Source organism: Novosphingobium lindaniclasticum LE124 (assembly GCF_000445125.1).
Classification (GTDB): domain Bacteria; phylum Pseudomonadota; class Alphaproteobacteria; order Sphingomonadales; family Sphingomonadaceae; genus Novosphingobium; species Novosphingobium lindaniclasticum.
On sequence record NZ_ATHL01000149.1, the window covers coordinates 1 to 25,829 of the forward strand.

28 protein-coding genes, 1 tRNA gene and 1 pseudogene are annotated in these 25,829 nt (G+C 65.9%); 19 read left to right on the forward strand and 11 right to left on the reverse strand.

Translation table 11 applies throughout. From position 1 onward, the window contains the following. The 3 genes and pseudogenes from L284_RS44800 to L284_RS48130 form a co-directional block, all read left to right on the forward strand. Window positions 1–450 (forward strand): annotated as a pseudogene (locus L284_RS44800) (IS21 family transposase); the annotation flags it as partial. Beyond that, window positions 447–1,316, forward strand: coding sequence for an IS21-like element helper ATPase IstB (istB, locus tag L284_RS44805; RefSeq protein WP_021235954.1), 870 nt, complete (start codon window positions 447–449; stop codon window positions 1,314–1,316). The pseudogene L284_RS44800 and the gene istB, both read left to right, overlap by 4 nt. After that, a complete protein-coding gene (locus L284_RS48130) occupies window positions 1,317–1,667 on the forward strand; it encodes a hypothetical protein (RefSeq protein ID WP_152524775.1) in 351 nt (116 codons plus the stop codon). Between the two features lie 132 nt (window positions 1,668–1,799). On the opposite strand, the gene L284_RS44810 is transcribed toward L284_RS48130, so the two are convergent. The 4 genes from L284_RS44810 to L284_RS44825 form a co-directional block, all read right to left on the reverse strand. Further along, a complete protein-coding gene (locus L284_RS44810) occupies window positions 1,800–2,513 on the reverse strand; it encodes a M23 family metallopeptidase (protein WP_021235955.1) in 714 nt (237 codons plus the stop codon). Between the two features lie 145 nt (window positions 2,514–2,658). Beyond that, window positions 2,659–3,456: a ferritin-like domain-containing protein gene (locus L284_RS44815; protein ID WP_021235956.1), complete on the reverse strand. Its 798-nt coding sequence runs from the start codon at window positions 3,454–3,456 to the stop codon at window positions 2,659–2,661. Further along, window positions 3,453–3,929, reverse strand: coding sequence for a peroxiredoxin (locus L284_RS44820; protein ID WP_021235957.1), 477 nt, complete (start codon window positions 3,927–3,929; stop codon window positions 3,453–3,455). Before L284_RS44820 ends, L284_RS44815 begins: the two co-directional genes overlap by 4 nt. Continuing rightward, complete coding sequence (locus L284_RS44825; protein ID WP_031343150.1) at window positions 3,926–6,649, reverse strand: bifunctional [glutamine synthetase] adenylyltransferase/[glutamine synthetase]-adenylyl-L-tyrosine phosphorylase; 2,724 nt, start codon at window positions 6,647–6,649, stop codon at window positions 3,926–3,928. Before L284_RS44825 ends, L284_RS44820 begins: the two co-directional genes overlap by 4 nt. A 144-nt stretch (window positions 6,650–6,793) precedes the next feature. Here L284_RS44825 and L284_RS44830 point away from each other — a divergent pair, with 144 nt between their 5' ends. The 6 genes from L284_RS44830 to L284_RS44845 all read left to right on the forward strand — a co-directional run bounded on the left by L284_RS44830 (window position 6,794) and on the right by L284_RS44845 (window position 10,013). After that, complete coding sequence (locus L284_RS44830; RefSeq protein ID WP_021235959.1) at window positions 6,794–7,774, forward strand: agmatine deiminase family protein; 981 nt, start codon at window positions 6,794–6,796, stop codon at window positions 7,772–7,774. Between the two features lie 188 nt (window positions 7,775–7,962). Next, on the forward strand, window positions 7,963–8,088 hold the full coding sequence (locus tag L284_RS48980; protein ID WP_268745360.1) for a hypothetical protein: 126 nt from the start codon (window positions 7,963–7,965) through the stop codon (window positions 8,086–8,088). A gap of 211 nt (window positions 8,089–8,299) precedes the next feature. Further along, a complete protein-coding gene (locus L284_RS0124990) occupies window positions 8,300–8,506 on the forward strand; it encodes a hypothetical protein (protein ID WP_040714322.1) in 207 nt (68 codons plus the stop codon). After that, entirely contained in the window at window positions 8,503–9,390 is an 888-nt protein-coding gene (locus L284_RS44835) for a bestrophin family protein (RefSeq protein ID WP_021235962.1), read from the forward strand. The genes L284_RS0124990 and L284_RS44835 overlap by 4 nt, the downstream gene beginning before the upstream one ends. 35 nt (window positions 9,391–9,425) lie before the next feature. Continuing rightward, window positions 9,426–9,767: a hypothetical protein gene (locus L284_RS44840; protein ID WP_021235963.1), complete on the forward strand. Its 342-nt coding sequence runs from the start codon at window positions 9,426–9,428 to the stop codon at window positions 9,765–9,767. A gap of 27 nt (window positions 9,768–9,794) precedes the next feature. After that, complete coding sequence (locus L284_RS44845; protein ID WP_021235964.1) at window positions 9,795–10,013, forward strand: hypothetical protein; 219 nt, start codon at window positions 9,795–9,797, stop codon at window positions 10,011–10,013. Between the two features lie 141 nt (window positions 10,014–10,154). Here the strand turns inward: L284_RS44845 and L284_RS44850 are convergent, their stop codons facing one another. The 3 genes from L284_RS44850 to thrS are packed head-to-tail and all read right to left on the reverse strand — an operon-like array spanning window position 10,155 to window position 13,294. After that, the gene (locus tag L284_RS44850) at window positions 10,155–10,829 is read right to left on the reverse strand and encodes a spermine/spermidine synthase domain-containing protein (protein ID WP_021235965.1); all 675 of its coding nucleotides are present in this window, start codon (window positions 10,827–10,829) and stop codon (window positions 10,155–10,157) included. Then, the gene (locus L284_RS44855; RefSeq protein WP_021235966.1) at window positions 10,826–11,269 is read right to left on the reverse strand and encodes an acetyltransferase; all 444 of its coding nucleotides are present in this window, start codon (window positions 11,267–11,269) and stop codon (window positions 10,826–10,828) included. Before L284_RS44855 ends, L284_RS44850 begins: the two co-directional genes overlap by 4 nt. Window positions 11,270–11,296: 27 nt before the next feature. After that, a complete protein-coding gene (thrS, locus tag L284_RS44860) occupies window positions 11,297–13,294 on the reverse strand; it encodes a threonine--tRNA ligase (protein ID WP_021235967.1) in 1,998 nt (665 codons plus the stop codon). A 379-nt stretch (window positions 13,295–13,673) separates the two neighbouring features. On the opposite strand from thrS, the gene L284_RS44865 reads away from it, so the two are divergent. From L284_RS44865 to L284_RS48305, 3 genes are read left to right on the forward strand one after another with little or no spacing between them, the layout of a single operon-like run. After that, window positions 13,674–14,096 (forward strand): hypothetical protein, encoded by a 423-nt coding sequence (locus L284_RS44865; protein WP_021235968.1) that lies wholly within the window; start codon window positions 13,674–13,676, stop codon window positions 14,094–14,096. Continuing rightward, a complete protein-coding gene (locus tag L284_RS44870) occupies window positions 14,093–14,284 on the forward strand; it encodes a helix-turn-helix transcriptional regulator (RefSeq protein ID WP_021235969.1) in 192 nt (63 codons plus the stop codon). Before L284_RS44865 ends, L284_RS44870 begins: the two co-directional genes overlap by 4 nt. 3 nt (window positions 14,285–14,287) lie before the next feature. Next, on the forward strand, window positions 14,288–14,455 hold the full coding sequence (locus tag L284_RS48305; protein WP_021235970.1) for a hypothetical protein: 168 nt from the start codon (window positions 14,288–14,290) through the stop codon (window positions 14,453–14,455). Between the two features lie 114 nt (window positions 14,456–14,569). Here the strand turns inward: L284_RS48305 and L284_RS44875 are convergent, their stop codons facing one another. Then, complete coding sequence (locus L284_RS44875) at window positions 14,570–15,901, reverse strand: glycosyltransferase family 39 protein (RefSeq protein WP_021235971.1); 1,332 nt, start codon at window positions 15,899–15,901, stop codon at window positions 14,570–14,572. Between the two features lie 140 nt (window positions 15,902–16,041). Here L284_RS44875 and L284_RS44880 point away from each other — a divergent pair, with 140 nt between their 5' ends. The 4 genes from L284_RS44880 (at window position 16,042) to L284_RS44895 (ending at window position 20,009) form a co-directional block, all read left to right on the forward strand. Then, window positions 16,042–16,800: an alpha/beta fold hydrolase gene (locus L284_RS44880; RefSeq protein ID WP_021235972.1), complete on the forward strand. Its 759-nt coding sequence runs from the start codon at window positions 16,042–16,044 to the stop codon at window positions 16,798–16,800. Between the two features lie 16 nt (window positions 16,801–16,816). After that, a complete protein-coding gene (locus L284_RS44885; protein WP_021235973.1) occupies window positions 16,817–17,686 on the forward strand; it encodes a tetratricopeptide repeat protein in 870 nt (289 codons plus the stop codon). Then, the gene (locus tag L284_RS44890; protein ID WP_021235974.1) at window positions 17,683–18,675 is read left to right on the forward strand and encodes an LLM class flavin-dependent oxidoreductase; all 993 of its coding nucleotides are present in this window, start codon (window positions 17,683–17,685) and stop codon (window positions 18,673–18,675) included. Before L284_RS44885 ends, L284_RS44890 begins: the two co-directional genes overlap by 4 nt. A gap of 107 nt (window positions 18,676–18,782) precedes the next feature. Next, window positions 18,783–20,009 (forward strand): NAD(P)/FAD-dependent oxidoreductase, encoded by a 1,227-nt coding sequence (locus L284_RS44895; protein ID WP_021235975.1) that lies wholly within the window; start codon window positions 18,783–18,785, stop codon window positions 20,007–20,009. Here the strand turns inward: L284_RS44895 and queG are convergent. Then, window positions 19,993–21,108 carry a tRNA epoxyqueuosine(34) reductase QueG gene (gene queG, locus L284_RS44900; RefSeq protein WP_021235976.1) on the reverse strand — a complete coding sequence of 372 codons (1,116 nt, stop codon included), beginning with the start codon at window positions 21,106–21,108 and terminating at the stop codon, window positions 19,993–19,995. The genes L284_RS44895 and queG overlap by 17 nt on opposite strands. Before the next feature lie 70 nt (window positions 21,109–21,178). On the opposite strand from queG, the gene L284_RS44905 reads away from it, so the two are divergent. Both L284_RS44905 and L284_RS44910 read left to right on the forward strand, forming a co-directional pair. Beyond that, window positions 21,179–22,138: an ABC transporter ATP-binding protein gene (locus L284_RS44905; RefSeq protein WP_021235977.1), complete on the forward strand. Its 960-nt coding sequence runs from the start codon at window positions 21,179–21,181 to the stop codon at window positions 22,136–22,138. Then, complete coding sequence (locus L284_RS44910) at window positions 22,135–23,355, forward strand: ABC transporter permease (RefSeq protein WP_021235978.1); 1,221 nt, start codon at window positions 22,135–22,137, stop codon at window positions 23,353–23,355. Before L284_RS44905 ends, L284_RS44910 begins: the two co-directional genes overlap by 4 nt. 5 nt (window positions 23,356–23,360) lie before the next feature. Here L284_RS44910 and L284_RS44915 read toward each other — a convergent pair. Together L284_RS44915 and L284_RS44920 are read right to left on the reverse strand one after the other, a co-directional pair. Then, window positions 23,361–23,445: transfer RNA gene (locus L284_RS44915), tRNA-Leu, on the reverse strand. Between the two features lie 167 nt (window positions 23,446–23,612). After that, window positions 23,613–23,894: an integration host factor subunit beta gene (locus L284_RS44920; protein ID WP_021235979.1), complete on the reverse strand. Its 282-nt coding sequence runs from the start codon at window positions 23,892–23,894 to the stop codon at window positions 23,613–23,615. Window positions 23,895–24,173: 279 nt separating this feature from the next. Between L284_RS44920 and L284_RS44925 the strand changes: the two genes are divergently transcribed. Continuing rightward, entirely contained in the window at window positions 24,174–25,829 is a 1,656-nt protein-coding gene (locus L284_RS44925; RefSeq protein WP_021235980.1) for a peptide MFS transporter, read from the forward strand.

A 25,829-nucleotide genomic window follows, 5' to 3' on the forward strand; every position in this document is an offset into this window, starting at 1 on the left:
CGTCTCGATGTCTTCATCGGCGGCACAAGGCTCATGACCCTGCAGCGCGGCCGCGCCGGTGTGAACGGTAAGCACGGCCACGTTGTCGATTATCGCCATGTCATTCATTCCCTGCGCCGCAAGCCGATGGCGCTGCGGGGATTGGTCTATCGTGACAGCCTGTTCCCCCGTGCGCCCTACCGCCTCATGTTCGAGCACTTGCTGGAAGCTGTGGGCGAGAAAGAAGCCTGCCGGATCATGGTCGAGCTTCTGGCCATGGCCCACGAGCGCGCCTGCGAGGCGGAGCTCTCCCATGTCCTGGAGGAGAACCTGGCAATCCGCAGGATCCCATGCTTGTCGGCACTTCGGGCCCGCTTCAGCCCCGATCCCGCCACTTTGCCCGAAGTCGTGGTCGAGATGGTCTCGCTCTCGATCTACGACGGGCTGATCGAACAGGGAGAAGCGGCATGAGCACGGCTCCCATGATCGACGCACAGCGCCTGGGCCTGATGCTCAATGAACTGCGCTTGCCAACCATTAAGCATATCTGGGGAGATTTTGCAGCCCAGGCGGACAAGGAAGGATGGCCCGCGAGCCGGTTCCTTGCAGCTCTCGCCGAACACGAACTCGCCGAACGCGATCGTCGCCGGATCGGGCGTCATCTGGCTGAAGCCCACCTGCCGGCGGGCAAGACGTTGGACTGCTTCGCCTTCGAGGCCGTGCCGATGATCTCCAAGGCACAGGTCATGGCCCTGTGCGCCGGCGATGGTTGGCTCGACCAGGGTTCCAATCTCATCCTGTTCGGCCCGCCAGGCGGCGGCAAAAGCCATCTGGCGGCGGCGATCGGCCTGGCATTGGTGGAAAAAGGCTGGCGAGCACTGTTCACCCGCACCTCTGACCTCGTCCAACGTCTGCAGGTGGCTCGCCGCGAACTGACGCTGGAATCCGCAATCGCCAAGCTCGACAAATATCATCTGCTCATTCTCGACGACTTCGCCTACGTCTCACGCGACCAAGCGGAAACCTCTGTCCTCTTCGAACTGATCAGTGCCCGATATGAGCGCAGATCCCTGCTCATCACCGCCAACCAGCCCTTCGGTGAATGGAACCGCGTCTTCCCGGACCCGGCAATGACGCTCGCTGCGGTCGACAGGCTCGTGCATCACGCCACGATCTTCGAGATGAACGTGGAAAGTTATCGCCGGCGCACGGCTCAGGCCCGCCGCACCGGGGCTGGACGTCCTGCCGCCTACACCACTCCGAAAGTCCTCGAGACCATCCGCGACAATCAGGATGAGAACGAGATCCTTGCCAGCGAAAAGCAAAATCGGCACTGAATGACGCGCCGCGACAATCACATTCTCATCCTGATTGACGCGCAATCCTCATCCTGTTTGTCGCGCTACAGGTGGTGGCCCGACAATATCCCGCGTCCGCAAGCTGCCCAGGGAACTCTTCGAGGGGCGAAGCTGGCGAACGTGCGTGTCGCGATCGCCGAGACCATCTCTACATGGGAAGATGGCCATTCCCGGAAAGGCGGCTGCCAGTTGCCCGCACCTACAGGGCGCGTGTACCGGCACACCATCACCTGGCCGGGACATAGATTATCGAGCGGTACATGCTGGACACCCGCCGAATATCGCTTGCGCCGCATCATCGACCAATACTTCGATAACAAGATGCCGTAGCCGGTGCGGCGAAGAGGCTTTGCTTTTTCCAATGGCATAAGAAAAGGCGGCCTTTCGGCCGCCTTTTCCCTCCTCTCCAAATCTTTGCGAGCCGGTCTGTCTTTCGCAGATCCTGGCCGATCTGGATCTTTATCAGCCGCCCGTGGAGCCGCTTTCGGCTGCGGCCATACGATCACCCTGCATGTAGGGGATCGGGTTCACGGCCTGTCCATCGACGCGAACTTCATAATGGAGGTGCGGGCCGGTCGAGTTGCCGGTGGTGCCGACGAAGCCGATCACGTCACCCTTGTGGACCATCTGGCCTTCGGCGACGTTGAGGCGCGACATGTGTCCGTAGCGGGTTTCGAGGTCGCCGCCGTGCTCGAGCGAGACGTAGAGGCCGTAACCGCCGAACCACGAAGCCTTGCTGACGACGCCGTCCGCAGTCGCGTAGATCGGAGTACCGATGGGGGCGCCAAGGTCGATACCCTTGTGGGCGCGACGACCGCCGAGAATGGGGTGGTTGCGCATGCCGAAGCTGCTGGTCAGCTTGAGACCTTCAAGCGGCGTGCGCGAAGGGATCGAGACTGCGCCGAGCTTGGCCGCGCCCGGGATGGCGGGCTTGGCCTTCGCCGAAGCAAGGCCGGTTTCCTCGAAGTTTTGCCACGAGCTGAAGAGGTTGCGGAACTGTTCGTCTTCTCCGCCGCTCGACTGGCTGCCGGACGCAGAAGAGCGAAGCGAGGCGGAAATATCGGCAGCGGCAGCGCTGCTGTTGGCCATCGCCGGGTGAGCGGCGACGAGAGATCCTGCAACGGCGACGGCACCGGTCACTGCGCGGAAATTGGCGAAGAATTTCGTTACGACCACTCGCAATACCTTGTTATCCGCCGCGAGCCCTCAGGCCACGACGCTTGTATCTATGACGAACACGCACGCAGGCGCGTCGCGCAAACCCTAGTCTGGAGATGGTCGGAACCCCCCGCCGTCTCTGTAGGCGAGTTATCCCGAAGGATCAGGAACAGGCAAGACTGCCGTAGAGATCCCGCGATAAACCGGCTGCGAGACGCGCCGAGTCGTTGAACGGCGGCTTAACGGCTCCTCCAAAGTGGCGGGAAACCAAGGCTTTCCAGAGGCTGTCATGGTCTTCGTTCAACCGCTCGGCGACGTCGGCGAAATGCGTTGCGCCGAACCGGACGTGCCGGATCTCATCGTCAAGGATGCGCTGGAGGATGCTCGCGCCGCGCGCATCGCCGCTCGCTTTTACGCGCTCGAGCGTGGCCGGAGTCACGTCCAGCCCCCGTGCTTCCAGCACCATTGGAACGACCGCAAGCCGCGCCGAGACATTGCCGCGCGTCTTGTGGGCGGCCTCCCAGAGTCCGTCGTGGGCCGGCAGGGCGCCATAATGGCTGCCCAAAAGGCGCAAGTGGCGATCGATGAGGGCGTAATGCAGCGCTTCGTCGGCCGCGACCGCGAGGAAATCACCGACGAAGGTCTCTCCCATCTCCCGGCCGAATCGGCCCGCCATGTCGAGCGCGAGGTCGATCGCGACGAACTCGATATGGGCAAGGGCATGCCACAGCGCGATTCGCCCGCGTTCCGATCCGCCCTTCCCACGCTTGGGCATGCGGTTCGGCGGCAGGAGTTCGGGAGCGTCCGGCCGCCCGGGCGTATCCGGCATGTCCACGTCGAACGCGAAGGAAAGCCTGTCCAGGCGCCAGTCGCGCGCCGCCTTGCGCGTCGCCATCACCTTGGCGCGCGGATCGCATTCCAGCAGTGCTTCACGGATGGCAGCGGCAACCGAGCGCGTCATCGGAGAGCTTTCGCGGCGTCCAGCACCTGCTGGGCGTGGTCCTTGACCTTCACCTTGTCCCATACGCGGGCGATCTTCCCGTCCGGGCCGATCAGATAGGTGGTGCGAACCATGCCCATGTAGGTGCGGCCGTAGTTCTGCTTTTCCGTCCAGATCCCAAGCGCGTCGGAGAGGCCGTTTTCCTCGGCATCGGTGGCGAGCGGGGCCTTGAGATCGTGCTTGGCGATGAAGTTCAGGTGCCTCTTGGCGGAGTCCTTGCTGACACCCAGCAGGGCGGTTCCGGTCGCTTCGAACTGGTCCTGCAGGGCCGAAAAATCGATGTTTTCGGTGGTGCAGCCGGGGGTGCTGTCCTTCGGGTAGAAGAACACGACCAGCTTACGGCCAGCGAAATCCGAAGCCTTCACGCTGCCGCCTTCCGGCGTTTCGAGCGCGATGTCGGGGAAGGTGTCGCCGGCAGCGGGGCGAGTTGTCATGAGGCAATCTCCAGGGCTTCGTGGAAAGCCTGCGCCCATGCCGCAGCGACTTGCGCGCGGGCCTGGGCGAGGCCGGTTTCGAGGTCTTGCCAATGCCCATAGCCACATGCGCGCACGAGCGCCATGCAGGCGGCATCGACGGGCTTCAGCGAATCGGGTGCAAGCAGACGCGCGGCGACCAGCAGCCGGGTCAACATGTCATGGGCCTGTGCCAAACTCGCCGGCAGCAGGTTTTGCTCGACGAGCAGGCGTACCGCTTCGCCAAGATCGGCGTCGAGTCCCTTGCCGCTGCGCAATTGCGTGAAGTGGACGAGGAATTCGAGGTCCACCAGGCCGCCGCGCATCAGCTTGACGTCGAGCGGTCCCTTGGCCGGTTTGTGCTCGGCCATGCGGGCGCGCATTTCCAGCACGTCCGTTCGCAGCTTGGCCGGGTCGCGCTCCGCGGTGAGCACGTCACGGACGATCGCGTTCAGTCGCTCGCGCGCTTCTTCGGAACCGTAGAGCGCACGTGCCCGGCAAAGGGCCATGTGCTCCCAGGTCCAGGCCTGTTCCTGCTGATAGCGGGCGAAGCTCTCCAGGCTTGCGGCGGGCGGACCCTGCTCGCCGGAGGGACGCAGCCGCGTGTCCACTTCGTAGAGCGCGCCTTCTGCCGTCTGAACCGAGAGCGCCGCCGTCACCCGCTGGGACAGGCGATTGTAGTAAAGCGTTGCGCCGAGCGGGCGACGCCCATCCGATTCGCGGCTGAAGTCCCCGGTGAAAAGGTAGATCAGGTCGAGGTCCGAGGCATGGGTGAGAATGCCGCCGCCCATGCGGCCGAGCCCGAGGACCACGAGTTCGCTCTGGGGGACGCCGCCGTGGACATCGCGGAATTCCGTCATGGCGGCATCGGTCAGCACGACCAACGCCGCTTCGGCGATACGGCCCAGGGCATGGCCGATGTCCAGCGGATCGTTGACTCCCTCGATCAGTTGCACGCCCAAGGCGAAGCGGCGGTCGCCGACCTTGCGGCGCACGGTATCGAGCTTGCGCTCGTAATCGTCGCCGGGCTCGAAGCGGGCGAATTCGGCAATGAGTTCGGGCAGGCTGCCGGGCAGATCGAAAGCGCTGGCGTCGATCAGCGGGTCGAGCAGATCGGCGCGGCGGGCCAGCGCATCGGCCAGCGGCGGCGCCAGGCTGAGGATGCGGGCCAGGCGCTCGACCAGCGCCGGGCGGGCTTCCAGCAGGCGGAACAGGTTGATCGCGGTGGGCAGGTTGTTGAGCAACTGCTCCCAGCGCGCCATGGCCCGCTCCGGCTCGGGCGCGGCGGCAAGGGCGGCGAGCAGGCCGGGGCGAATCGCCTCGAACGCCCGCCGCGCGGCGTCGGAGCGCAGCGCACGCATCCGGCCGGAAAGCCAGCCTTCGATGCGCGAGACCATGGCATCGGGATCGGCGAAGCCCATCCGCATGAGTTCGTCGCGAAGATCTTCCTGACGCGGTGCGGGCACGGAGACGGTGGTGCCGGCGGGTGTGTGGTCCATGACCAGCGCGTCATAGCGCTCGCCCACGGCCTGGGTGATCTGCGTCAGTTCGGCGATCAGGGCGCAGCCGTTGGGCAAGCCGTCGAGCCGGGCCACTTCGTCGAGCAGGTCTTCCCTGATCGGCAGCGAGTGAGTCTGCTGGTCCTGCATCATCTGCAGGCGGTGCTCGACGGTGCGCAGACGGTCGTAGCTCTCGCCAAGCAGGCGGGCATCCTCGGGCGAGACGAGTCCCGCCTCGGCCAGGGCATCGAGCGTGGCGCGGGTGCCGCGCAGGCGCAGCGCGGGGTTGCGACCGCCGTGGATGAGCTGGTGGGTCTGGGCGTAGAACTCCACCTCGCGAATACCGCCGCGACCCTTCTTGAGGTCGAAGCCGGGGCCTACCGTCGCGCTGCCGCGCGTGTTGGCGCGGATCTGCGCGGTGAGGCGGCCGATCTCGGCGATGGCGCCGAAGTCCAGGCTCTTGCGCCAGACGAAGGAGCGGATCGCGGCGAGAAAAGCCTCGCCCGCCGCCACGTCTCCGGCGCAGGCGCGCGCGCGGATGAAGGCGGCGCGTTCCCAGGCCAGGGCGGAGGATTCGTAGTGCGTCAGGGCTCCATTGATCGAGATGGCGAGCGGGCTGACTTCCGAGGCCGGACGCAGCCGCAAGTCGGTGCGGAAGACGTAGCCTTCGTCAGTCACGCCGGCGAGCGTTTCCACGACCGCGCGGGCGACGCGCTGCGCGGCCTCGCCGGGTTCGTCGCGCTCGCGGCGGGGGAGTAGCTGGGGGTCGAACAGCAGGATCGGATCGATGTCCGAGCTGTAGTTGAGTTCGCCCGCCCCGTGCTTGCCCAGCGCAAGGGCGAGGAAGCCCGCCGGTTCGGCATCGGGCACGCGGCGGCGGATGCCTTCGGCGATGGCGGCGTCCAGCGCCCGGTCGGCCAGGGCGGAGAGTTCGCCGGTGACCTGGAGCAGCGGAAAGGCTCCGGCCAGGTCGCCGATCGCGAGGGCGAGGGCGAGGGCCTGCTTCTCGCGCCGCAATGCCGCGCCGACGCTGGGTGCGCCTTCGCCCGCGGCGCGTGCCCAATCGAGCGCGGCCTCGCCCTGCCCGGCGGCGAGCCGTTCGGTCAGGGCGGGAAGCCGGTCTAGCGCGCTGGAGAGATAGGGGGCGTGGGCGCGTGCGCGGGCGATCGCGCCCGTCCAGTCGGCTTGAGGTTCGGCTTCCATTCCGGCTTCCTGCCTTCCCCCGCCGCCGAGGGCAAGCATCTGCCAATCTCTGCTGGCGCGCATTGCGAGACGGGCCGGAGTCTTCTATCGGCTCGGCCGTTCCCGCAGCGACAAGCTCTGCGCTGCGTTGAAGGAGATTTTCCCGTGACCTTCGCCCTTCCGCCCGAATGGCATCCGCAGGACTGGATCTGGATCGGCTTCCCGCACGATCCGGTGGAATGGCCCGGCTTCCTCGAAGCCGCGCAAGTCCAGATGGCGCAGTTCGCCTCTGCCGTGGCCGAATCGGGGCAGGACGTGCGTCTGGTCGTGCGCGATGACGTGAACCGCGCGCGGGCGGCCTCGCTGGTCTCGTCGAAGGTAAAGCTGGAAGTGCGCCGTTTCGGCGACGTCTGGCTGCGCGATACCGGGCCGCTGGTGGTCTCGGACGGCCGCCGTGCGCTCAAGGCGATGCGCTTCGGCTTCAATGGCTGGGGCGGCAAGTACCTGATGGACGGCGATCAGGAGATCGGCGCCGAACTGGCGCGCGATGCCGGGCTGGAGGTCGAGACTGCGGACTGGATCCTCGAAGGCGGGGCGATCGACGGCGACGGCACCGGGCTGGTCGCGACGACCGAGCAGGTACTGCTGAATCCGAATCGCAACCCGCATCTGTCGCTCGGCGATCTGGAAATGCGCCTCAAGCGCGATCTCGGATATGACCGGGTGCTGTGGCTGGGCGACGGCCTCCTCAACGATCACACCGATGGCCATGTCGACAACCTCGCGCGTTTCATCGCACCGAACGTCATGGCGCTGCCGCGTGCGACCGGGCCGAACGACCCCAACGCCGCCGTCTACGCCGATGCCAAGGCTCGCGCGCAGGCCATGGGGGTGACGGTGCGCGAAGTGCCTTCGCCAGGGCGTGTGGAGACGGACGGCCGGGTCGAGCCCGCCAGTTACATGAATTTCGCGATCACCTCGAAGCTGGTGGTCGTGCCGATCTACGGCACCGCGCACGATGAAGAGGGCGTCGCCGCGATCGCCGAATTGTTCCCGGATCGCGATACCGTGGGCGTCATGGCGGACGCGGTGCTGGCGGGCGGCGGCTCTTTCCACTGCTCCAGCCAGCAGATGCCCTCGCGCTGACGGCGCGGATCGGGTCTTTCGTTATCGCAAGGGCAGCGAATCGATGTCGGGCGGCTTTGCGAGGACTGCGGTTAGCTTCGCTGCGCTCGAAATGGCGGACAGGGTGGCTGATCGAACGACAGCTGCAGGGCTGCAAACCCGGCGGGATTTAACGCATTCGCAAGGGGTCGCCGTGCATGACCGCATGCATGGCTCGTATCGTCGCTCTTGCGCATAGCGCCCGCAATCTTCGGCAGGATGATCTTCTGCGGGCCGTTCTGGTGTGCGGCTGCGCACTCGCCTTGATCCTCGCCAAGGATTCGCTGCCGTTCTAAGCGCCGGCGTGCGGCTGATGTCGGCGGCTGTCCAGCCGATTTCCCTTTTATTTCAGACTATGTCCGCGCGCAGGGATGCGGTTCGCCGTTTATGTTGCACTGCACATCGCTCCTGCTGCGTTGCAGCAAAGAATTGTCACAAACGATGGATGCAGTCGAAATTATCCTTCCCCAGATTGCGGCTGTCGTGATTTGGAAAAGGAGTTTCGCCATGCGGGATGTATCGGACGAGGAGCGTAGCCGCCTTCGCCAGTCGCTTGTCGGCAATTTTCTGCTATTGCTTTTCGGCCTCGGCGTGCTGGGTTTCCTCGTAGCGATCGACAGGGCTGACTGGTTCACTCTGAGGCCGGTTTCGGGAACCTCGGTCGCGCTGTCGAAGGCCGCCACTTCGGCACACGGAGATTCCTTCACCCGATGATCGTCACGCCCTCGCTGCAACCCGTCCAGATATTCCGGGAGATCTGGAAGCCGCTGACGCTGCTGTTCGTCTGGGACGTGGTCGTTACCGTGACGTACTTCGTGCTGCCGTTTCACGCGCCCGAACTGCCGGTGACGCTGTTCGGCTCGGCGCTTGCGCTGTTCCTGGGCTTCCGCAGCAATTCGGCCTATCAGCGCTGGTGGGAGGGTCGCGGCCTGTGGGGGCTGATGATCAATGCCAGCCGCAATATCGCGCGCGCTGCCCGCAACTTCATGCCGGACCCGGAAGCGACCGAATTGAAGCGCCGCATAGTCCTGCGCCAGATCGCCTACGTCAACGCGCTGCGCTGCCAGCTTCGCCGCATCAAGCCCGATGTGGAAGTGCTGCGCATGCTCTCGCGCGGGGACGCCGACGCCTCGCTGGAGCGTGCCAACGTGGCCAACGGCATTCTCGACGACACCGGCCGCCGCATCGACGAAGCCCGCCGCAAGGGCTGGATCGACACCATCCAGCAGGCGCAGATGGAAGCCGTGCTGGTCGACATCGCCAATGCCCAGGGCGGGATGGAGCGGCTCAAGAACACGCCGCTGCCTTACCAGTATCGCTTCTTCCCCACCGTCTTCACGCACATGTTCTGCATCCTGCTGCCGATCGGCCTGGTCGAGACGCTGGGCGTGGCGACGCCGCTAGGCTCGACGATAGCGGGCATCATGTTCCTGGCAGTTCTGGCTATTGGCGACGATCTGGTGGATCCTTTCGCCAACACGGTCCACGACCTTCCGCTCAACGCCATGTGCCGCACGATCGAGATCGACCTGCTCCAGTCCATCGGCGACGAAGCGCCGCCGCCGATCACGCCGGACAAGCACGGCATTCTCTGGTGAGTTGACTGGTGCTCATGGCGCTCTAGGAGCGGACCATGGCCAAAGCAGACCGTCTCGAACGCATGGACACGCGCCGTGCAGACCTGGAAATCGACTACCGCAACGCGCTGATCGAGGCGCTGCGGGTCACGGCGGCAGGCCAGTGGGGGCTGTTCGGCCACAACAAGGACAAGCAGGCCCGCGCCAAGGCGGCACCGCTGGTGGACGGTCTTACCGAGCTTGCCGGAGAGATCGACGATCTGCGCCTGCAACTCGACATGGAATGCTTCGCGCTTCACCAGGAATTCCTGGCCGCGCGCGGGCCGGTCAGGGCCGACGCGGTGGGCGAGCCCAAACAGGCGCAGGCCTGGCTGGACCGATTGGCGCAGCAAGATTAGGCGAAACCCTATAGGCAAGGAACACCGATGCGTCTTTCCAAAGATCGTCAGACTGCCTCTGCCCGCGTGAAGCTGGGCAAATGGGTGGAACTCGATGCCCGCACCGATTTCAGCCCGCCCGGGCTGGTCGCCGTAGGGTTGCTGGTCTCGGGTATTCTGCTGAGCACCAGCGTTCTGGTGACGGCTGCGGGTCGGGTGAGGACGCGGCGTATCCAAGCCCGCGAGAATCGAAGCCTGCCCCGCTGACTATCCGATGTTCCAACTCCATACAGCCAGGCGGCGTCTCCGCGCCTCGGCGTGAATGAAAAGACGAAGCTCCCGCAATCGTTGGGGGGACGCGGTTTCTAGTAAAAGGCTCAGGCGCGGACGAGAGCGCGCACCTTTGCCTTACTCCGGCGTGGCGAACCAGATGACGTGCTTGGGGCCCTTGCCATTGCTGCGCGAGGAGACTTTCACTTCATCCACCTTGAAGCCCGCGCGTTCCAGCCTGCGGGTGAAGGCGGGGTCGGCGCCTGCCGACCAGATCGCCAGCACGCCGTCGGGCGTCAGGGCATTGCGCGCGGCGCGCAGGCCGGTTTTCGAGTAGATCTGGTTGTTGTCCTCGCGCACGAGGCCATCGGGGCCGTTGTCGACGTCGAGCAGGATGGCGTCGTAGTCTGCCCGCGCGGCATCGATGACGTGGCCGACATCGCCCATCATGAGGTTGACACGCGGATTGTCGAGGCAGCCCTGCGCCACTTCGGCCATCGGGCCGCGCGCCCACTCGATGATCTCGGGCACGAGTTCGACCACCGTCAGCTTCGAATCCTCGGGCAGGGTGCGCAGCGCGGCGCGCAGGGTAAAGCCCATGCCATAGCCGCCGATCAGCATGTGCGGGCGCTTGGTCACGCCCTTGATGCGGTCCCAGGCCATCGTGGCGAGGGCTTCCTCGCTGCCCCACTTGCGGGTGGACATCAGTTCGTTGTGGCCGAGCACGATCATGAAGTCCTGATCGTGCTTGTAGAGTTCCAGCTTCTCCCCGTCGGGGATCCATGCGGTGTCGATAAGCTCGCGCTTGATCATGCTGATGTCTTTCCGGGGTGACGCAAGTGAATGATGGGATAGGGGCGGCCGTCCGCATCGTGCTCGGATCGACCGATGCGCAGAAAACCGCGCGATTCGTAAAAAGGCAGGGCGTTGTCGGCCTGCTCGTTGGCATCGACGCGCGCCTGCGGATCCAGCGCCAGCGCATGGCCGACCAGCGCGGAGCCGAAGCCCCGCCCGTGAACGGCCGGATCGACGAACAGAGCCTCGATCATCCCCTCCGCAAAGACCATGAAGCCTTGCGCGATGCCGTCTGCATCCTCGGCGATCCACAAGGGGACCGCCGGGAGCATCGCTTCGACCTGCCCGGCGATTTCGGCCTTGTGCTCCGCAGACAGGAAGCCGTGGGTGGCCTCCACCGCCGCGCGCCAGATGGCGAAGGCGCGCGGGGCATCGTCGGGAGAGCCGGGCCTGATCACCGGAGCCGGACCATCAGCGCCGGATCATCAGCGGAGATCTGGCGCGGTGGCTTCGGTCTTGAGCAGGGCGATGGCTTCGTCCAGGCTCATGACCTTCTGGTGCTCGGCGCCGAGGGTACGCAGGGCGACGGTCTGTTCCTCCGCCTCGCGCTTGCCGACTACCAGCAGGTGCGGAACCTTCTTCAGCGAGTGTTCGCGCACCTTGTAGTTGATCTTCTCGTTGCGCACGTCGGTTTCGACGCGGACGCCTGCCGCCTTGAGCTTCTTCGTCACTTCCTGCGCATAGTCGTCGGCGTCGGAGACGATCGTGGCGACCACGGCCTGGACCGGGGCGAGCCAGACCGGCAGCTTGCCGGCGAAGTGCTCGATCAGGATGCCGATGAAGCGCTCATAAGAACCGAAGATCGCGCGGTGCAGCATGACCGGGCGGTGGCGCGCGCCATCCTCGCCGATGTAGCTGGCGTCGAGGCGTTCGGGCAGCATGCGGTCTGACTGGATCGTGCCGACCTGCCAGGTGCGGCCGATCGCGTCGGTCAGGTGCCATTCCAGCTTGGGCGCATAGAACGCGCCTTCGCCGGGCAGTTCTTCCCAGCCGTATTCCTCGGTGGCGAGGCCCGCGCGCACGACCGCGTCGCGCAGTTCGGCTTCGGCCTTGTCCCACTGCTCGTCCGTGCCGATGCGGTTGTCCGGGCGCAGCGCCAGCTTGATCGCGTAAGTGAAGCCGAAGTCCTTGTAGACCCGGTCCGCCATTTCGCAGAAGGCCTGCACTTCGCCCACGATCTGGTCTTCGCGGCAGAAGATGTGGCCGTCGTCCTGCGTGAACTGGCGCACGCGCATCAGCCCGTGGAGTGCGCCGTGCGGCTCGTTGCGGTGGCAGCAGCCGTTCTCGACGAGGCGCAGCGGCAGGTCGCGGTAGGACTTGATGCCCTGCTTGAAGATCAGCACGTGCGCCGGGCAGTTCATCGGCTTCAGCGCCATCCACTGGGCGTCGTCCGAGATGATCGGGCCGTCGTCCTCGGTGTTGGGCACTTCGTCGGGGATGACGAACATGTTCTCGCGGTACTTGCCCCAATGGCCGGAGGCTTCCCACTGCCGCGCGTCCATGACCTGCGGCGTCTTCACTTCCTTGCAGTCCGCCTGACCGATCGCGCGGCGCATGTAGTCTTCGAGGGCGCGGTAGATCACGTAGCCCTTGGGGTGCCAGAACACCGAACCGTGCGCTTCGGCCTGGAGGTGGAACAGGTCCATCTCGCCCCCCAGCTTGCGGTGATCGCGCTTGGCGGCTTCCTCAAGGCGCGTGAGGTGGGCGGCAAGCTGCTTCTTGTTGAGCCAGCCGGTGCCGTAGATGCGCGAAAGCATCGCGTTCTTCTGGTCGCCGCGCCAATAGGCGCCCGAAACGCGCGTCAGCTTGAAGGCGGCCGGGTCCAGCTTGCCGGTGGAGGGCAGATGCGGCCCACGGCACATGTCCAGCCAGTCCTCGCCCGACCAGTAGACGGTCAGCGGCTCATCACCCGGCAGTTCGGCAGCCCATTCGGCCTTGAACGTCTCGCCCTGCTGCTTCCAGCGGCTGATGAGCTGTTCGCGGTCCCAGACTTCGCGGCGCAGCGGCTTGTTGGCGGCGATGATCCTGCGCATCTCCGCCTCGATGGCCGGAAGGTCGTCGTCGGTGAACGGCCCGCGCTCCGGATTGGGCGCGAAGTCGTAGTAGAAGCCGTCGTCCGTCGACGGACCGAAGGTGATCTGCGTGCCGGGGAACAGCGCCTGCACCGCTTCTGCCAGAACGTGGGCGAAATCGTGACGGGCAAGGTCCAGCGCCTCTTCCTCGTCACGGCTGGTGACGAGGGCGAGATCGGCATCGCCGGTGAAGGGACGGTCGAGGTCGACCAGTTCCCCGTCGATCCTGGCGGCGAGCGCGGCCTTGGCAAGGCCGGGGCCGATGGCGGCGGCGACGTCCGCCGGGGTGGAGCCTTCGGGCATCTCGCGAACCGAACCGTCGGGCAGGCTGATCTTGAACATTTCGGACATGGAGGAACTCATCTCTCATTTGCCCCATGCCATACCAGAGCATGTGGGCGGAAAAGCTTTGGGCGCGCCATGGCACAGGCGCGCCTCCGGGTGAAGGTGCGGCGCCGTCATTTCAGCTGAATTCGGACGAAGTGACGCCGCTAGCCCGAACTCCGGGCGACGGTGGCAGCGATCAGGCCGCGACCAGCCGTGCCCGGAAGCGCCGGGTGGTGGTAGTGGTCGAGGGCGTGCGAAGCTGGGTCATCGCAGGCGGATATAGCGACGGCGGGCGGAAAAGTCATCCGCCTCGGCAATGTAAAGGATACTTGACTTCACTCTGCACAAATGACAAGTTTGCTTTACAAATTCCGGTATTCCGCCGGATCCAAGAGGACATGTCATGACCAACAGGCTGGGAAATCCCGCCTATCGCCGATACGGGCGCCGGATGGTGCCGCTCAGTCTGCTCTATGTGGGAGCAATCATGCTGGCCACGCGCTTCATTCCCGACAATGCGCCGGCCGATGCGCGGACCATCGGCCTGGCCCTTCTGCCGGGACTGGCGATCCTGGGCTGGATCTGGGCCATGGGGCGGCTGCTGGTCGAGCTTGAAGATGAATATCTGCGGATGCTCGAGGTCCGCAAGTTCCTGGTGGCGACGGGCCTCACGCTGGCGGTTTGCAGCGTCTGGGGCCTCCTGCAAGTCTTCGCGCCCGCTGTGCCGAAACTGCCTCTGTTCTTCGTGTTTCCGCTCTGGGCGTTGGGTCTCTTTGCCGGCGTGCTGTTCAATCGGCTGACGCTCGGCGGGAACGGCGGGGCGTGAGGAACCGCTTGAAGGAATTGCGCGCCGAACGCGGCTGGAGCCAGCAGGATCTCGCCGAGCGGCTGGACGTCAGCCGCCAGAGCGTCAATGCCATCGAAACCGGCAAGTACGATCCCTCGCTGCCCTTGGCGTTTCGCATCGCCGAGGTCTTTGCTATGAGGATCGAAGATATTTTCCTGAAAGGGTGAGCGATGTCGGGGCGGTTTGGCAGGATCGGGACATGGGCGGCGCTTGCGCTTGCCCTCGTGGCCGTTCTCGCTCTGCTGGGCGAGCATGTCTCCGGTCCGCGCCAGGCGGAAAGCGGCGGGGCTGCGACGGGACCGGTGATCGTGCGCGTGATCGGCCCCGCTCTGCTCTGATGCAGCCCGGCGCTAGAGCATTTTCCAATCAGGTGGAATCACCTGATAACTCGGAAAATGCGTCGAACCATAAAGTTAGAGGGGTTGATCCGATGCAGTCGGATCGGAACCGCTCTAGTGAAGAGTCGGCTTGCGCTTTCTCCACGCAAGCCGTTCCACCGCCGTCGCTGCCAGCCAGCCTGTCGTGATGCAGACGAACGGCATGACCGGATAGTGGAAGCGTGACTGGCCGGAGAACAGCAGGCAGATCAGCGTCGGATAGAGCGCCGCGGCGTAAGGCAGCAGCCACCAGCCGGTCCAGCGCAGCCGCTCGTGCCGTCGCCGCAGGGTCATGACCACGAAGGCGGCCGCGAAGCCCAGCATCAGCAGGGCGTAATAGCCCTGATTCACGTAGCGGACGGCGCGGTAGAGCGCCTCGAAGCGGGGATAGCTCGGCGCGCCGGCCTGATAGGCCCACTCCGCCTCGCCGTCCGGCAGCCAGAGGCGCATCATCTTCTTCGGGGCGAGGGCCAGGAACTTGCCCGGATTGTCGCGAATCCAGGTCAGTCCCATGCGGGCCGCCTCGATGTCGCTGGACACTTCGTCGAGGTCGGTGCGGGCCATGAACCGCTTCACCACCGGGGCGTCCGGCGTGAAATCGCCGGTGGCGGTGTCGTGGTTGCCGGTGAGCAGGGTGTAGCCGCCGTTGGTCGAGACCACCACCCAGTGGCCGAGCTGGGCATGGTTGCGCAGCGTCCAGGGCAGCACCACCAGCGCGGACACGGCGACGACGATGAGGCCTTCCGTCAGCAGTCCCGGCAGGCGCTTCCAGACCGGGCGGACGCGCAGCCAGTCGATCGCGAAGATGAGTGGCACGATCACCAGGGTCTGCGCCTTCACCAGAGTCGCGAAGCCGAAGATCAGCCCGGCGCCGACCAGTTGCCAGCGATTGGTCCGGGTCATCAGGGCCCAGCAGCCGGCGAGCAGCAGCGTGGTGTAGAAGACTTCGGTAAGTGCCAGGGGAACGTAGCCGATGGCGTTGGGATAGATCGCCAGCAGCAGCAGCCCGCCTCGCGCGGCGGCTTCGTTGCCGAAGATGTGGCGGCCGAGCGCCAGCGTTAGCAAACCGGTCAGCATCGAGGCCGCCAGATTGAACAGCCCCAGCGAGACGTGCGACACGCCGAACTGGTGGAACATCACCGAAAGCGCCAGCGGCAGGCCGGGAGGCCAGAACGCCGTGGCCAGACCCTTGTCGCGGTAGCCCAGCCCGTTCGCCAGGTCGGCGGCCCTGGCAAAGTAGGAGATGGCGTCGGAACTCGGCGCAACGTCGATCAGCAGGACCGCCACGCGCAAGGCGAGATACAGCGCCCAGATCGCCAGCAGCACGGATCGGTCGGTGGCGAACCATTCCAGGCGCAACGCGAGCCGGCTCGGCCGGGTGGGAAAGTCGAGGATCTGCGCGGACATTCTGGGGCGGCTTTCTGGTGACACGACGGATTCAGGCGCTTTCCCCAGAGCTTTAGGCTGCCGATCCACTCGCCCGCAACCATCATCCGCTCCGTCTCCGGCCCTTGTGCTCGCAGCGCCCGGACCCCAGATGGGCCGCCATGACCGACACGCGTTATCTGGAGCTGCCCGACGGGCGCCGCATCGCCCATCGTTTCACCCCCGGCACCGGCCCGACGATCGTGTTCCTGCCCGGCTACATGTCCGATATGAGCGGCAGCAAGGCCACGGCCCTGTTCGAGATGGCGCAGGCGGCCGGGCGTCCCTGCCTGCTGGTGGATTATTCCGGATGCGGGGAGAGCCCCGGCGATTTCGCGGACGGCACGCTCAGCCGCTGGCGCGACGAAGTGCTGGCGGTGATCGCGGCGGCGGGATTGGAGCAGGTGGTGCTGGTCGGCTCGTCGATGGGCGGCTGGCTCATGCTCATGGTGGCCGAAGCGCTTGCAGAGAGCGGGAAGGTCAAGGGCCTGGTCGGTATCGCCGCCGCGCCGGACTTCACCGAATGGGGCATCGCCCAGATGGACAAGAACATGCTCGCGGATGGCGAGACGATATGGGAAGACAATCCCTATGGTCCCGAACCGACGCCGACGCATCCCGGCTTCTGGGCCGACGGGCAGGCCAACCTCATGCTGGACAGGGAGATCGCCTGGGACGGCCCGGCCCGCCTGCTCCACGGGCAGCGCGATACCGACGTGCCCTGGGACATCTCGGTCAGATTGGCCGAGCGACTGCGTTCAGCCGACGTGCAGGTCATGCTGATCAAGGACGGAGACCACCGCCTTTCGCGAGAGCCCGATATCCATCTGCTGCTGCGCACGGTTGCCGAACTGGTTCTCGCCCGCGATCCGGCGGCCTGATCCAAGGACCATTCCCATGCCTTTGCTTCTTCCCTTCATGCTGATGCAGGCCACCCTCGGCGCGGGCGGGGCCAGCCCCTATGCTTCGGCGCTCCCGCGCGAGATCGTCGAGAAGAAGGAAGACGAGGCCCGCAAGCGCCGCACGGAATCGGCGCAGTTCGCCGGTCCGCTGCCGCTGCGCCGGGAAAACGGCTGCCTGCTGGCGGTCGAGGCCGACCCGAATCGCTCCGCCGAAGTCGCGCGTCAGGCGCTTGCCAGCGCGCAGGGCCGCGAGCGGGTCCGCGCCGGGCTCTGTCTCGGCGTGGCGCTCGCCGATCTCGATCGCTGGGCGGAGGCGCGCACGGTCTTCGTGCAGGCGCGCGACGCCGCCGACCCCGGCGACCAGCTCAGCCGCGCAAGACTGGGCGCCATGGCGGGCAATGCAGCGCTGGCCGATGGCAAGGCGGGTGAGGCGCTGACTTTGCTGGCCCCCGCCGCGCTGGCCGCCAAGACCGCCGGAGACGGCGCGCTGGGCGCGTCGATCGCGCTCGACCGCGCGCGGGCGCTCGTGTCGCTGGGGCAGAACGAGGAGGCGGGCCGGGCGCTATCCGATGCCCGCAGCGCCGATCCCACCAGCGCCCAGGCCTGGCTGCTTTCCGCCACGCTGGCACGGCGAGAGAAGCGGCTGATCGAGGCGCAGAGCCTGATCGAGAAGGCCGCGCAACTTGCACCGCAGGATCCCGAGATCGGTCTCGAAGCCGGCGTCATCGCCATACTCGGCGGCCGCGACGAAGTCGCCCGGCGCAGCTGGAATTCGGTGGTGAGGATGGCGCCGGAATCCCCTTCTGCCGCCACTGCCAAGGAATACCTCGCCCAGCTTGGGCCCGAAGGAACATCGAAGCCATGACGCCACTTTCCGTCCTCGATCTCGTTTCCGTGCGCCAAGGCGGCACCGTCGCCGAAGCGCTCGCGATCTCCGCCCGCACCGCGCAGGCCGCCGAGAAAGCCGGCTACGCGCGCTATTGGGTCGCGGAACATCACGGCATGGACGGAATCGCGGGAGGCGCCACCTCGGTCGTGCTCGCCCATATCGGCGCGGCGACGTCGACGATCCGGATCGGGGCGGGCGGAATCATGCTTCCGAACCACACGCCCTATGTGATCGCGGAGCAGTTCGGCACTCTGGCGGCGCTGTTTCCCGGCCGCGTCGATCTCGGCCTGGGCCGCGCGGCAGGTGCGGACGGCAGGCTCGCCAATGCCCTGCGCAAGGACATTCACGGCGCTTCGGAGCGGTTCCCGCAGGATGTCGTGGAACTTCAGGCCCGCTTTGCCGGCCAGGCGGTAGGCGGGGTTTCCTCGCCACAGGCCGATGGCGCGGACGTGCAGATGTGGATCCTCGGCTCCAGCCTGTTCGGCGCCCAGCTCGCCGCCATGCTTGGCCTGCCCTACGCCTTCGCCTCGCATTTCGCGCCCGCCATGCTGGACGAGGCGGCCCGCATCTATCGCGAGCGGTTCGAGCCGGGAAAGGTTCTCGACAAGCCGCACTTCATGGCGGGTATCAACGTGGTGGCCGCCGAAACGGATGAGGAAGCGCATTACCTGGCGTCCTCGACCGACCAGAGTTTCGTCGCCCTGCGCACCGGCAGTCCCGGCCGCCTGCCGCCGCCCATCCGCGACTATCGCCAGGGGCTTCCCGGTGCGGCCAAGGCGATGCTGGAGCAGGTCCGCTCCGTCAGCGCCGTGGGCACTCCGGCGCGGGTGCGGGACGAGATCAAGGCTATCGTCGAGCGCACCGGGGCGGATGAACTGATCATCTCGGGCGCGATCTTCGATCCCGATGCCCAGGTGCGCTCGCTGGAACTGACGATGGAGGCCTTCGAGGGGGCAGGGGCATGAGATCTCTTCATGCAAGGTCGGCCGCAAGCGCGATATCCTTGCAAGAGCAATTCGATTTCGTGCCGAGACATTGACCCGGAGGCGAAATTGCCCGAACTCCTCCGGCCATGAGCAAATCAGACGTCGTCATCGTGGGAGCGGGACACGGCGGGGCGCAATGCGCCATCGCCCTGCGCCAGAACGGGTTCGAGGGGACCATCACCGTCATCGGCCGCGAGCCGGAGCATCCTTACGAGCGGCCGCCGCTCTCCAAGGAATACTTCGCGCGCGAGAAGACCTTCGACCGGCTCTACATCCGCCCGCCGACGTTCTGGGCGGAGAAGGAGATCACCTTCAAGCTCGGCACCGAAGTCACCAAGGTCGATGCCGGGGCGCGTGAACTGACGCTCTCGAACGGGGAGACCCATGGCTACGGCAAGCTGGTCTGGGCCACCGGCGGCGATCCGCGCCGGCTCTCGTGCTCGGGCGCGGATCTTGCGGGCGTCCATGCCGTGCGCACCCGCGAAGATTGCGACACGCTGATGGCCGAAGTCGATGCCGGCACGAAGAACGTGGTGGTGATCGGCGGCGGCTATATCGGCCTGGAAGCGGCTGCGGTGCTCTCGAAGCTGGGGCTCAAGGTCACGCTGCTCGAAGCGCTGCCGCGCGTGCTGGCGCGCGTGGCGGGAGAGCCGCTCTCGGCCTTCTACCAGAAGGAGCACCGCGACCACGGCGTCGATCTGCGCACCGGCGTCGCGGTCGAATGCCTCGAAGGCGACGGCCACAAGGTGACCGGCGTGAAGCTGGCCGATGGCGAAGTGCTGGCCGCCGAAGCCGTGATCGTGGGCATCGGCATCGTTCCGGCCGTCGGCCCGCTGATCCTGGCGGGCGCGGCCGGCGCCAACGGCGTCGACGTCGACGAATATTGCCGCACCTCGCTGCCGGACATCTACGCGATCGGCGACTGCGCCGCCTTTGCCTGCGACTTCGCGGGTGGCACGGTGATGCGCGTGGAATCGGTGCAGAACGCCAACGACATGGGCACATGCGTAGCCAAGGCGATCTGCGGAGACGAGAAGCCGTACAAGGCCTTCCCGTGGTTCTGGTCCAACCAGTACGACCTCAAGCTGCAGACGGCCGGTATCAACCTGGGCTTCGACCAGACGGTAATCCGCGGCAATCCCGAGGATCGCAGCTTCTCGGTGGTCTACCTCAAGGAAGGCAAGGTCCTCGCGCTCGACTGCGTCAACATGGTCAAGGACTACGTCCAGGGCCGCAAGCTGGTAGAGGCGGGCGCCCGGCCCGACCTTGCGGCACTGGCCGACAAGGACAAGCCGCTCAAGGAGCTTCTGTAAGCTTCGGAGGATCCTCCCCGCCGGTCGGTGGGGAGGCCTTCAGCCGCTGCGCCGCCCACCGCGCGGCTTCCGCGACGGCCGGATCGGGATCGGCCTGAAGCGGTGCGACTTGTGCCATAAGGGCGGCGTTTCCGCTGTTTCCGGCCGCATAGAGGCAGTTGCGCACGAAACGGTCCCGGCCGATCCGCTTGATCGGCGAGCCCGAGAACAGCTTGCGAAAGCCTGCGTCGTCCAGCGTCAGCAGTTCGGCAAGGCGCGGCGCAGTCAGTTCCGCCCGCGGCAGGAAGGCCTTCAGGCGGTGCGCCGTTTCCGCGAACTTGTTCCATGGGCAGACCGCCAGGCAATCGTCGCAGCCGTAGATGCGGTTGCCCAGCCCCACGCGAAACTCCTCGGGGATCGGCCCCTTGTGCTCGATGGTGAGGTAGCTGACGCAGCGCCGCGCATCGAGGCGGTAGGGGCTGGGAAAAGCCTGGGTCGGACAGGCATCCTGGCAGGCCCGGCACGATCCGCAGCGGTCGCGGCCCTCGGCGGAGAGCGGCAGTTCGAGCGTGGTGTAGATTTCGCCCAGAAACAGCCACGATCCATGCTCTCGGCTGACCATATTGGTGTGCTTGCCCTGCCAGCCAAGCCCGGCGGCGGCGGCCAGGGGCTTTTCCATGACCGGCGCGGTATCGGTGAAGACCTTCACGCCTGCCGGACCAAGCCTGCGCTTGTCGGCTTCCGAAACCAGCCAGCGCGCCAGGTTCTTGAGCGCCTTCTTCACCCAGTCATGATAGTCGGCGCCTTGCGCATAGACCGAGATCCGGCCGACTTCCGGCACTTCCGCAAGGCTGAGGGGGTCGCCTGCGGGAGCGTAACTCATGCCCAGCGCGATCACCCGCCGCGCCTCGGGCCAGAGCCCTTGAGGGGAGCGGCGATGGTGCGCGCGGTCGGCCATCCAGTCCATCGATCCGTGCATGCCGTCCGCCAGCCACGCATCCAGCCGGGCCGCGCGATCCGCGTCTTCCTCGGCCGCAGCCACGCCGAAAGCGCAGAACCCCAGTTCCCGGGCTTGCGCCTCGAGATCGCGGGCCAGGGCATTCAGCGCATCGTTAACCAAGCTTGCGGACTTTCCGGTTCATAGGCACCACGAGAGTGCGATCGTATGACGCGCATTAGGAGATTGGTCCTTGGCCAGCAACGTGGAAGGGCCTTCTCTCGCGATCGAGGCACGGGGTCTCGTCAAACGCTTTGATGGGTTCACGGCGGTGGACGGCGTGGATCTCAGCGTGCCGGTCGGTGCAGTCTACGGCATCCTCGGTCCGAATGGCGCGGGCAAGACGACCACCTTGCGGATGCTGCTGGGCATCATCGATCCCGACGCGGGAAGCCGCAGGATCCTCGGTGCCGAGCGACCGCATGACGTGGCGCATGCCATCGGCTACCTGCCCGAGGAGCGCGGCCTCTACCCGGCGATGAAGGCCACCGAAGCGATCGCTTTCCTCGGCGCCCTGCGCGGCTTGCCGCTGCGGGAAGGGCGCCGCCGCGCGCACGAACTGCTGGAGCGGCACGGCCTTGGCTATGCGGCCGATCGCCAGATCCGCCAGCTGTCCAAGGGCATGGCGCAGCAAGTGCAGATTCTCGGCACATTGGTCCATCGGCCGCGCCTGGTGATCCTGGACGAGCCGTTTTCCGGGCTCGATGCTCTCAACCAGGGCAAGTTGGAGCGGATGATTCGCGGACTCGCCGAAGAGGGAACGACGGTGATCTTCTCCACCCACGTCATCGCCCATGCCGAGCGCCTCTGCGACGACGTGGCGATCATCGCCGGGGGCAAGGTTCCGTTCGCCGGTTCCGTGGATGAGGCGCGGGACCGGATTCCCCGGCAGGTCCGTCTGGAAACGCGGGATCCGGATGGCGCCTGGCGCAAGGCCCTGCCTGTGGATGCCCGGCGAGAGGGGACATTCTGGAATTTCTCGCTGCCGGAAGGCGGCGTGGAGCCTTTGCTGCGCGCGCTGATCGAGGGTGATGCGGGCATTCTCTCGCTGTCGATCGAGCGGGCGGGGCTGCACGACGCCTTCGTCGCCATCGCCGGCGCAGCGGCGGCGCGGGCGCTGGATGTCGGCTCGGAGCAGGAGGACGTACGATGAACGGCCGCCTTTCCGTTCTGGCCGCGGCCTGGGTCGTCGCCCGGCGCGATTTCACGGCGATCCTGTTCAGCCGCAGCTTCTTCTTCTTCCTGCTGGGACCGCTGTTTCCGGTGCTTATCGCCGTGCTGGCAGGCAGCCTCGGCTCGCGCGTCGACGCGAGTCAGGAGCGCCCGGTGCTCGGGATCGCGATGTCGGTCGCCGATGCGGACGCGCTGGAGCGTACCCGCGCCCGGCTGGCACCCGTGCTCGACGAAGAACTGCCGGAACTGCTGGTGATCCGCAGGCTCGCCAAGGGGGAGAGTTATGATCCCGGTGAGGCCCTGGCCTTGCGGAAGGTGAAGACCGCGGCGATCCTGTCGGGCTCTCTGGAAAAGCCGGTGCTTACCGGACCGGGGGGATTGATCGAGGCCTGGCGCGGGCCGGTCTCGATGCTCGCGGCGCAGGCGCGCTCGGGCGCTGAGATCGCGTACCCTGCCGTGGCGCTGAAGCCGGTGGCGCGTAGCAGCGCCACCGAGCGCAAAGGCCGGTTCGCCACCGCGCAAGGCGCGCAGACCCTGCTGTTCCTGCTGACGATGATGCTGGCAGGCATGGTCCTGTCCAACCTGGTCGAGGAAAAGGGCAACAAGATCATCGAGGTGCTGGCAGCCGCCGTACCGATGGACGCAGTGTTCCTGGGCAAGCTTTTCGCCATGCTCGGAATCTCGCTGGTCGGTATCGCGACCTGGGCAGCGACGCTGGGGCTGCTCTGGCTCGGTGGCGGCATCTCGCCCGAACGCTTGCCGGATCCGGCCGTCGGCTGGCCGCTGCTGATCGCGCTCGGCGTGGTCTACTTCGCCATGGCCTATCTGCTGCTCGGCTCGGTCTTCCTGGCGATCGGCTCGATGGCGACCACCGTGCGCGAAGTGCAGACCTTGTCCATGCCGGTGACGATGGCGCAGCTCATGGTCTTCTTCTTCGCCAGCTTCGCCATGACCCAGCCCGGCAGCGCGGTGGAGATCGCCGCCGTGCTGGTGCCGTTCAGTTCACCGTTTGCGATGCTGGCCCGTGCGGCGCAGGAGCCTGCTTTGCTGCCGCATGTCCTGGCCATCGGCTGGCAGATGCTCTGGGTCGCGCTGCTGGTGCGCGGCGGAGCGCGCCTGTTCCGTTCGCGGGTGATGAAGTCGGGACCAGCGGGTAAGACAAGGCGCCGGAGCCGCTGGTCGCTACGGCGCCCCTGACGCCTTGGTACGGACGGCGGGACTCGAACCCGCACGATCGAAGATCAAGGGATTTTAAGTCCCATGCGTCTACCATTCCGCCACGTCCGCACGAGGCTGTCCGCGCGATCTGGCAGATCGCGCGGCGCGGGGCAACTACCCAGTCGCCTTACCGCCCGAGTATCCGAGCCTGAGGGTTCGATGACGAGAATATGCAATGGCGAGGACGTTCAAGGGCAAGCACGTTCCATGACGAGGTCGCCCTAAGGCGTAACCTGCTACTCGACGTTCAGGCGGGCGCGCATTTCCTTGCCAGGCTTGAAATAGGGGACGCGCTTTTCCGGCACGTCCACGCTTTCGCCGGTGCGCGGATTGCGGCCCGTGCGGCCTTCGCGATGGCGGGTGGAGAAAGCACCGAATCCGCGCAGTTCCACCCGGCCGCCATCGGCCAGGCGCTGGGCGATCTCGTCGAAGAAAGTATCCACCGCACGCTCGACATCTTCGGCGCGCAGTTCGGGATTCTCCTTGGCGAGAGCGAGCAGCAGTTCGGATCTGATCATCGCGTGCGTCCCTTTCAAAATGCCCTCCGGAAAAATCCCAAGGTCACTGACGAATCATATTATTTCGTGTGACTTGGTTCCGTCAGCACAAGAAAATGCCATTCCGGTGCTTTTCGCGCAATGGCTCACCCGAGGTAGGAAAAATCACGCGGTTTTCCGTGCTCACGAAAGCCTGATGACGCCTCTCCACCCCATTTACACGGCCGATTTGGCCGCTAACGTCTCCGCTTTCAAGCTTGTGGGTCAAGCTTTTCGGGCGACAGGACAAAAGAAGGGCGCATGAAAGATATCGCAACCTGGAACGAGGGGGACTGGATCGCCGCGATCGGCGCCATTCTCCTCTTTGCCGTGCTGGCCATCGGCGGCGTCATCGCCACCCGCAAGAGCGAGGAATTCGTCGGCCACCCGCGCGGCCTTTTCGTGCTGTTCTACGCCGAGATGTGGGAGCGTTTCTCCTACTACGGCATGCGCGCGCTGCTGATCCTCTATCTCACCAAATTCTGGCTGTTCAATGACGGTAGCGCCAATCTGATCTACGGCGCCTATACCAGTCTGGTCTATATCACCCCGGTGCTCGGCGGCTACCTGGCCGACCGTTACCTGGGCCAGCGCAAGGCGGTGCTGTTCGGCGGCATCGTGCTCGCGGTGGGCCACTTGTTCATGGCCTATGAGGGCATCCACGGCGCCACCGACCCGCTGGTGAAGCAGGCGGATCCTGCCATCAACGTGTTCTGGCTGGCGCTGGCGCTGATCATCGTCGGCTCGGGCTTCCTCAAGGCGAACATCTCGGTGATCGTCGGGCAGCTCTACAAGATGACCGATTCCCGCCGCGATTCGGCCTACACGATCTTCTACATGGGCGTGAACACCGGCGCCGCGCTGGGCACGATCCTGGTCGGCTACCTGGGCGAGACGATCGGCTGGTCCTGGGGCTTCGGCCTTGCCGGCATCGGCATGGTGCTGGGCCTGCTGATCTTCGTGGCCGGCAAGCCCGCGCTCAAGGGCCGGGGCGAGCCTCCCAAGCCGTTAGCGAAGAAGGGCGAACTGACGCTCTACGGCATCGGCATCGGCTCGGTGGCGGTGATCTGGTTCCTGATCCAGTACGTCAGCGTGATCCAGTCGCTGCTCGTCGTCTCGGGCGTCGCGATGCTCGGTTACACGCTCTACGAAGCCTTCAAGCTGCCCAAGGAACCGCGTGAGCGTATCTTCGCGATCCTGTTCCTGATCGCGCTGAACCCGATCTTCTGGGGCCTGTTCGAACAGGCCGGCGGCTCGCTGAGCCTCTATACCGACAAGTTCGTGGACCGCGGCGGCGTGCCGACCAGCCTGTTCCAGTCGATCAACCCGATCTACATCGTGCTGTTCGGCCCGATCTTCGCCGCCCTCTGGCAGTACCTCGGCCGCAAGGGCATCGAACCTTCGGCCCCCGCCAAGTTCGGCCTGGCGCTGATCCAGGTCGGCCTTGGCTTCCTGGTCTTCGTCTGGGGCGCGGGCAGCGGCGATCCGGCGGCGATGACCTCGGTTCTGTTCGTCTTCCTGATCTATGCCCTGCACACCACCGGCGAACTTTGCCTTTCGCCCGTGGGCCTTTCGGCGATGACGCGCCTTTCGCCGCTGCACCTCGGCAGCTTCATCATGGGCGCGTGGTTCTACATGACCGCCGTGGGCAATTTCGTGGCAGGCAAGATCGGCGAGGCCACCGGCGGCGAAAGCGGCGTGATGGACAAGCAGGTGACCCTGGGCATCTACTCCACGATTGGCTGGACTACGATCGGCGTTGCGGTCGTGGTGCTGGCGCTTTCGCCACTGGTGAAGCGCTGGATGCATCTCGATACCCTGGAGGATCGCGGGATCGACCGCGATCTTGCGGGGCAGAGCGAACTGGGGCTGGAAGCGCAGGAAGCAGGCTTCCACCCGGAACGCAAACCGCACTGA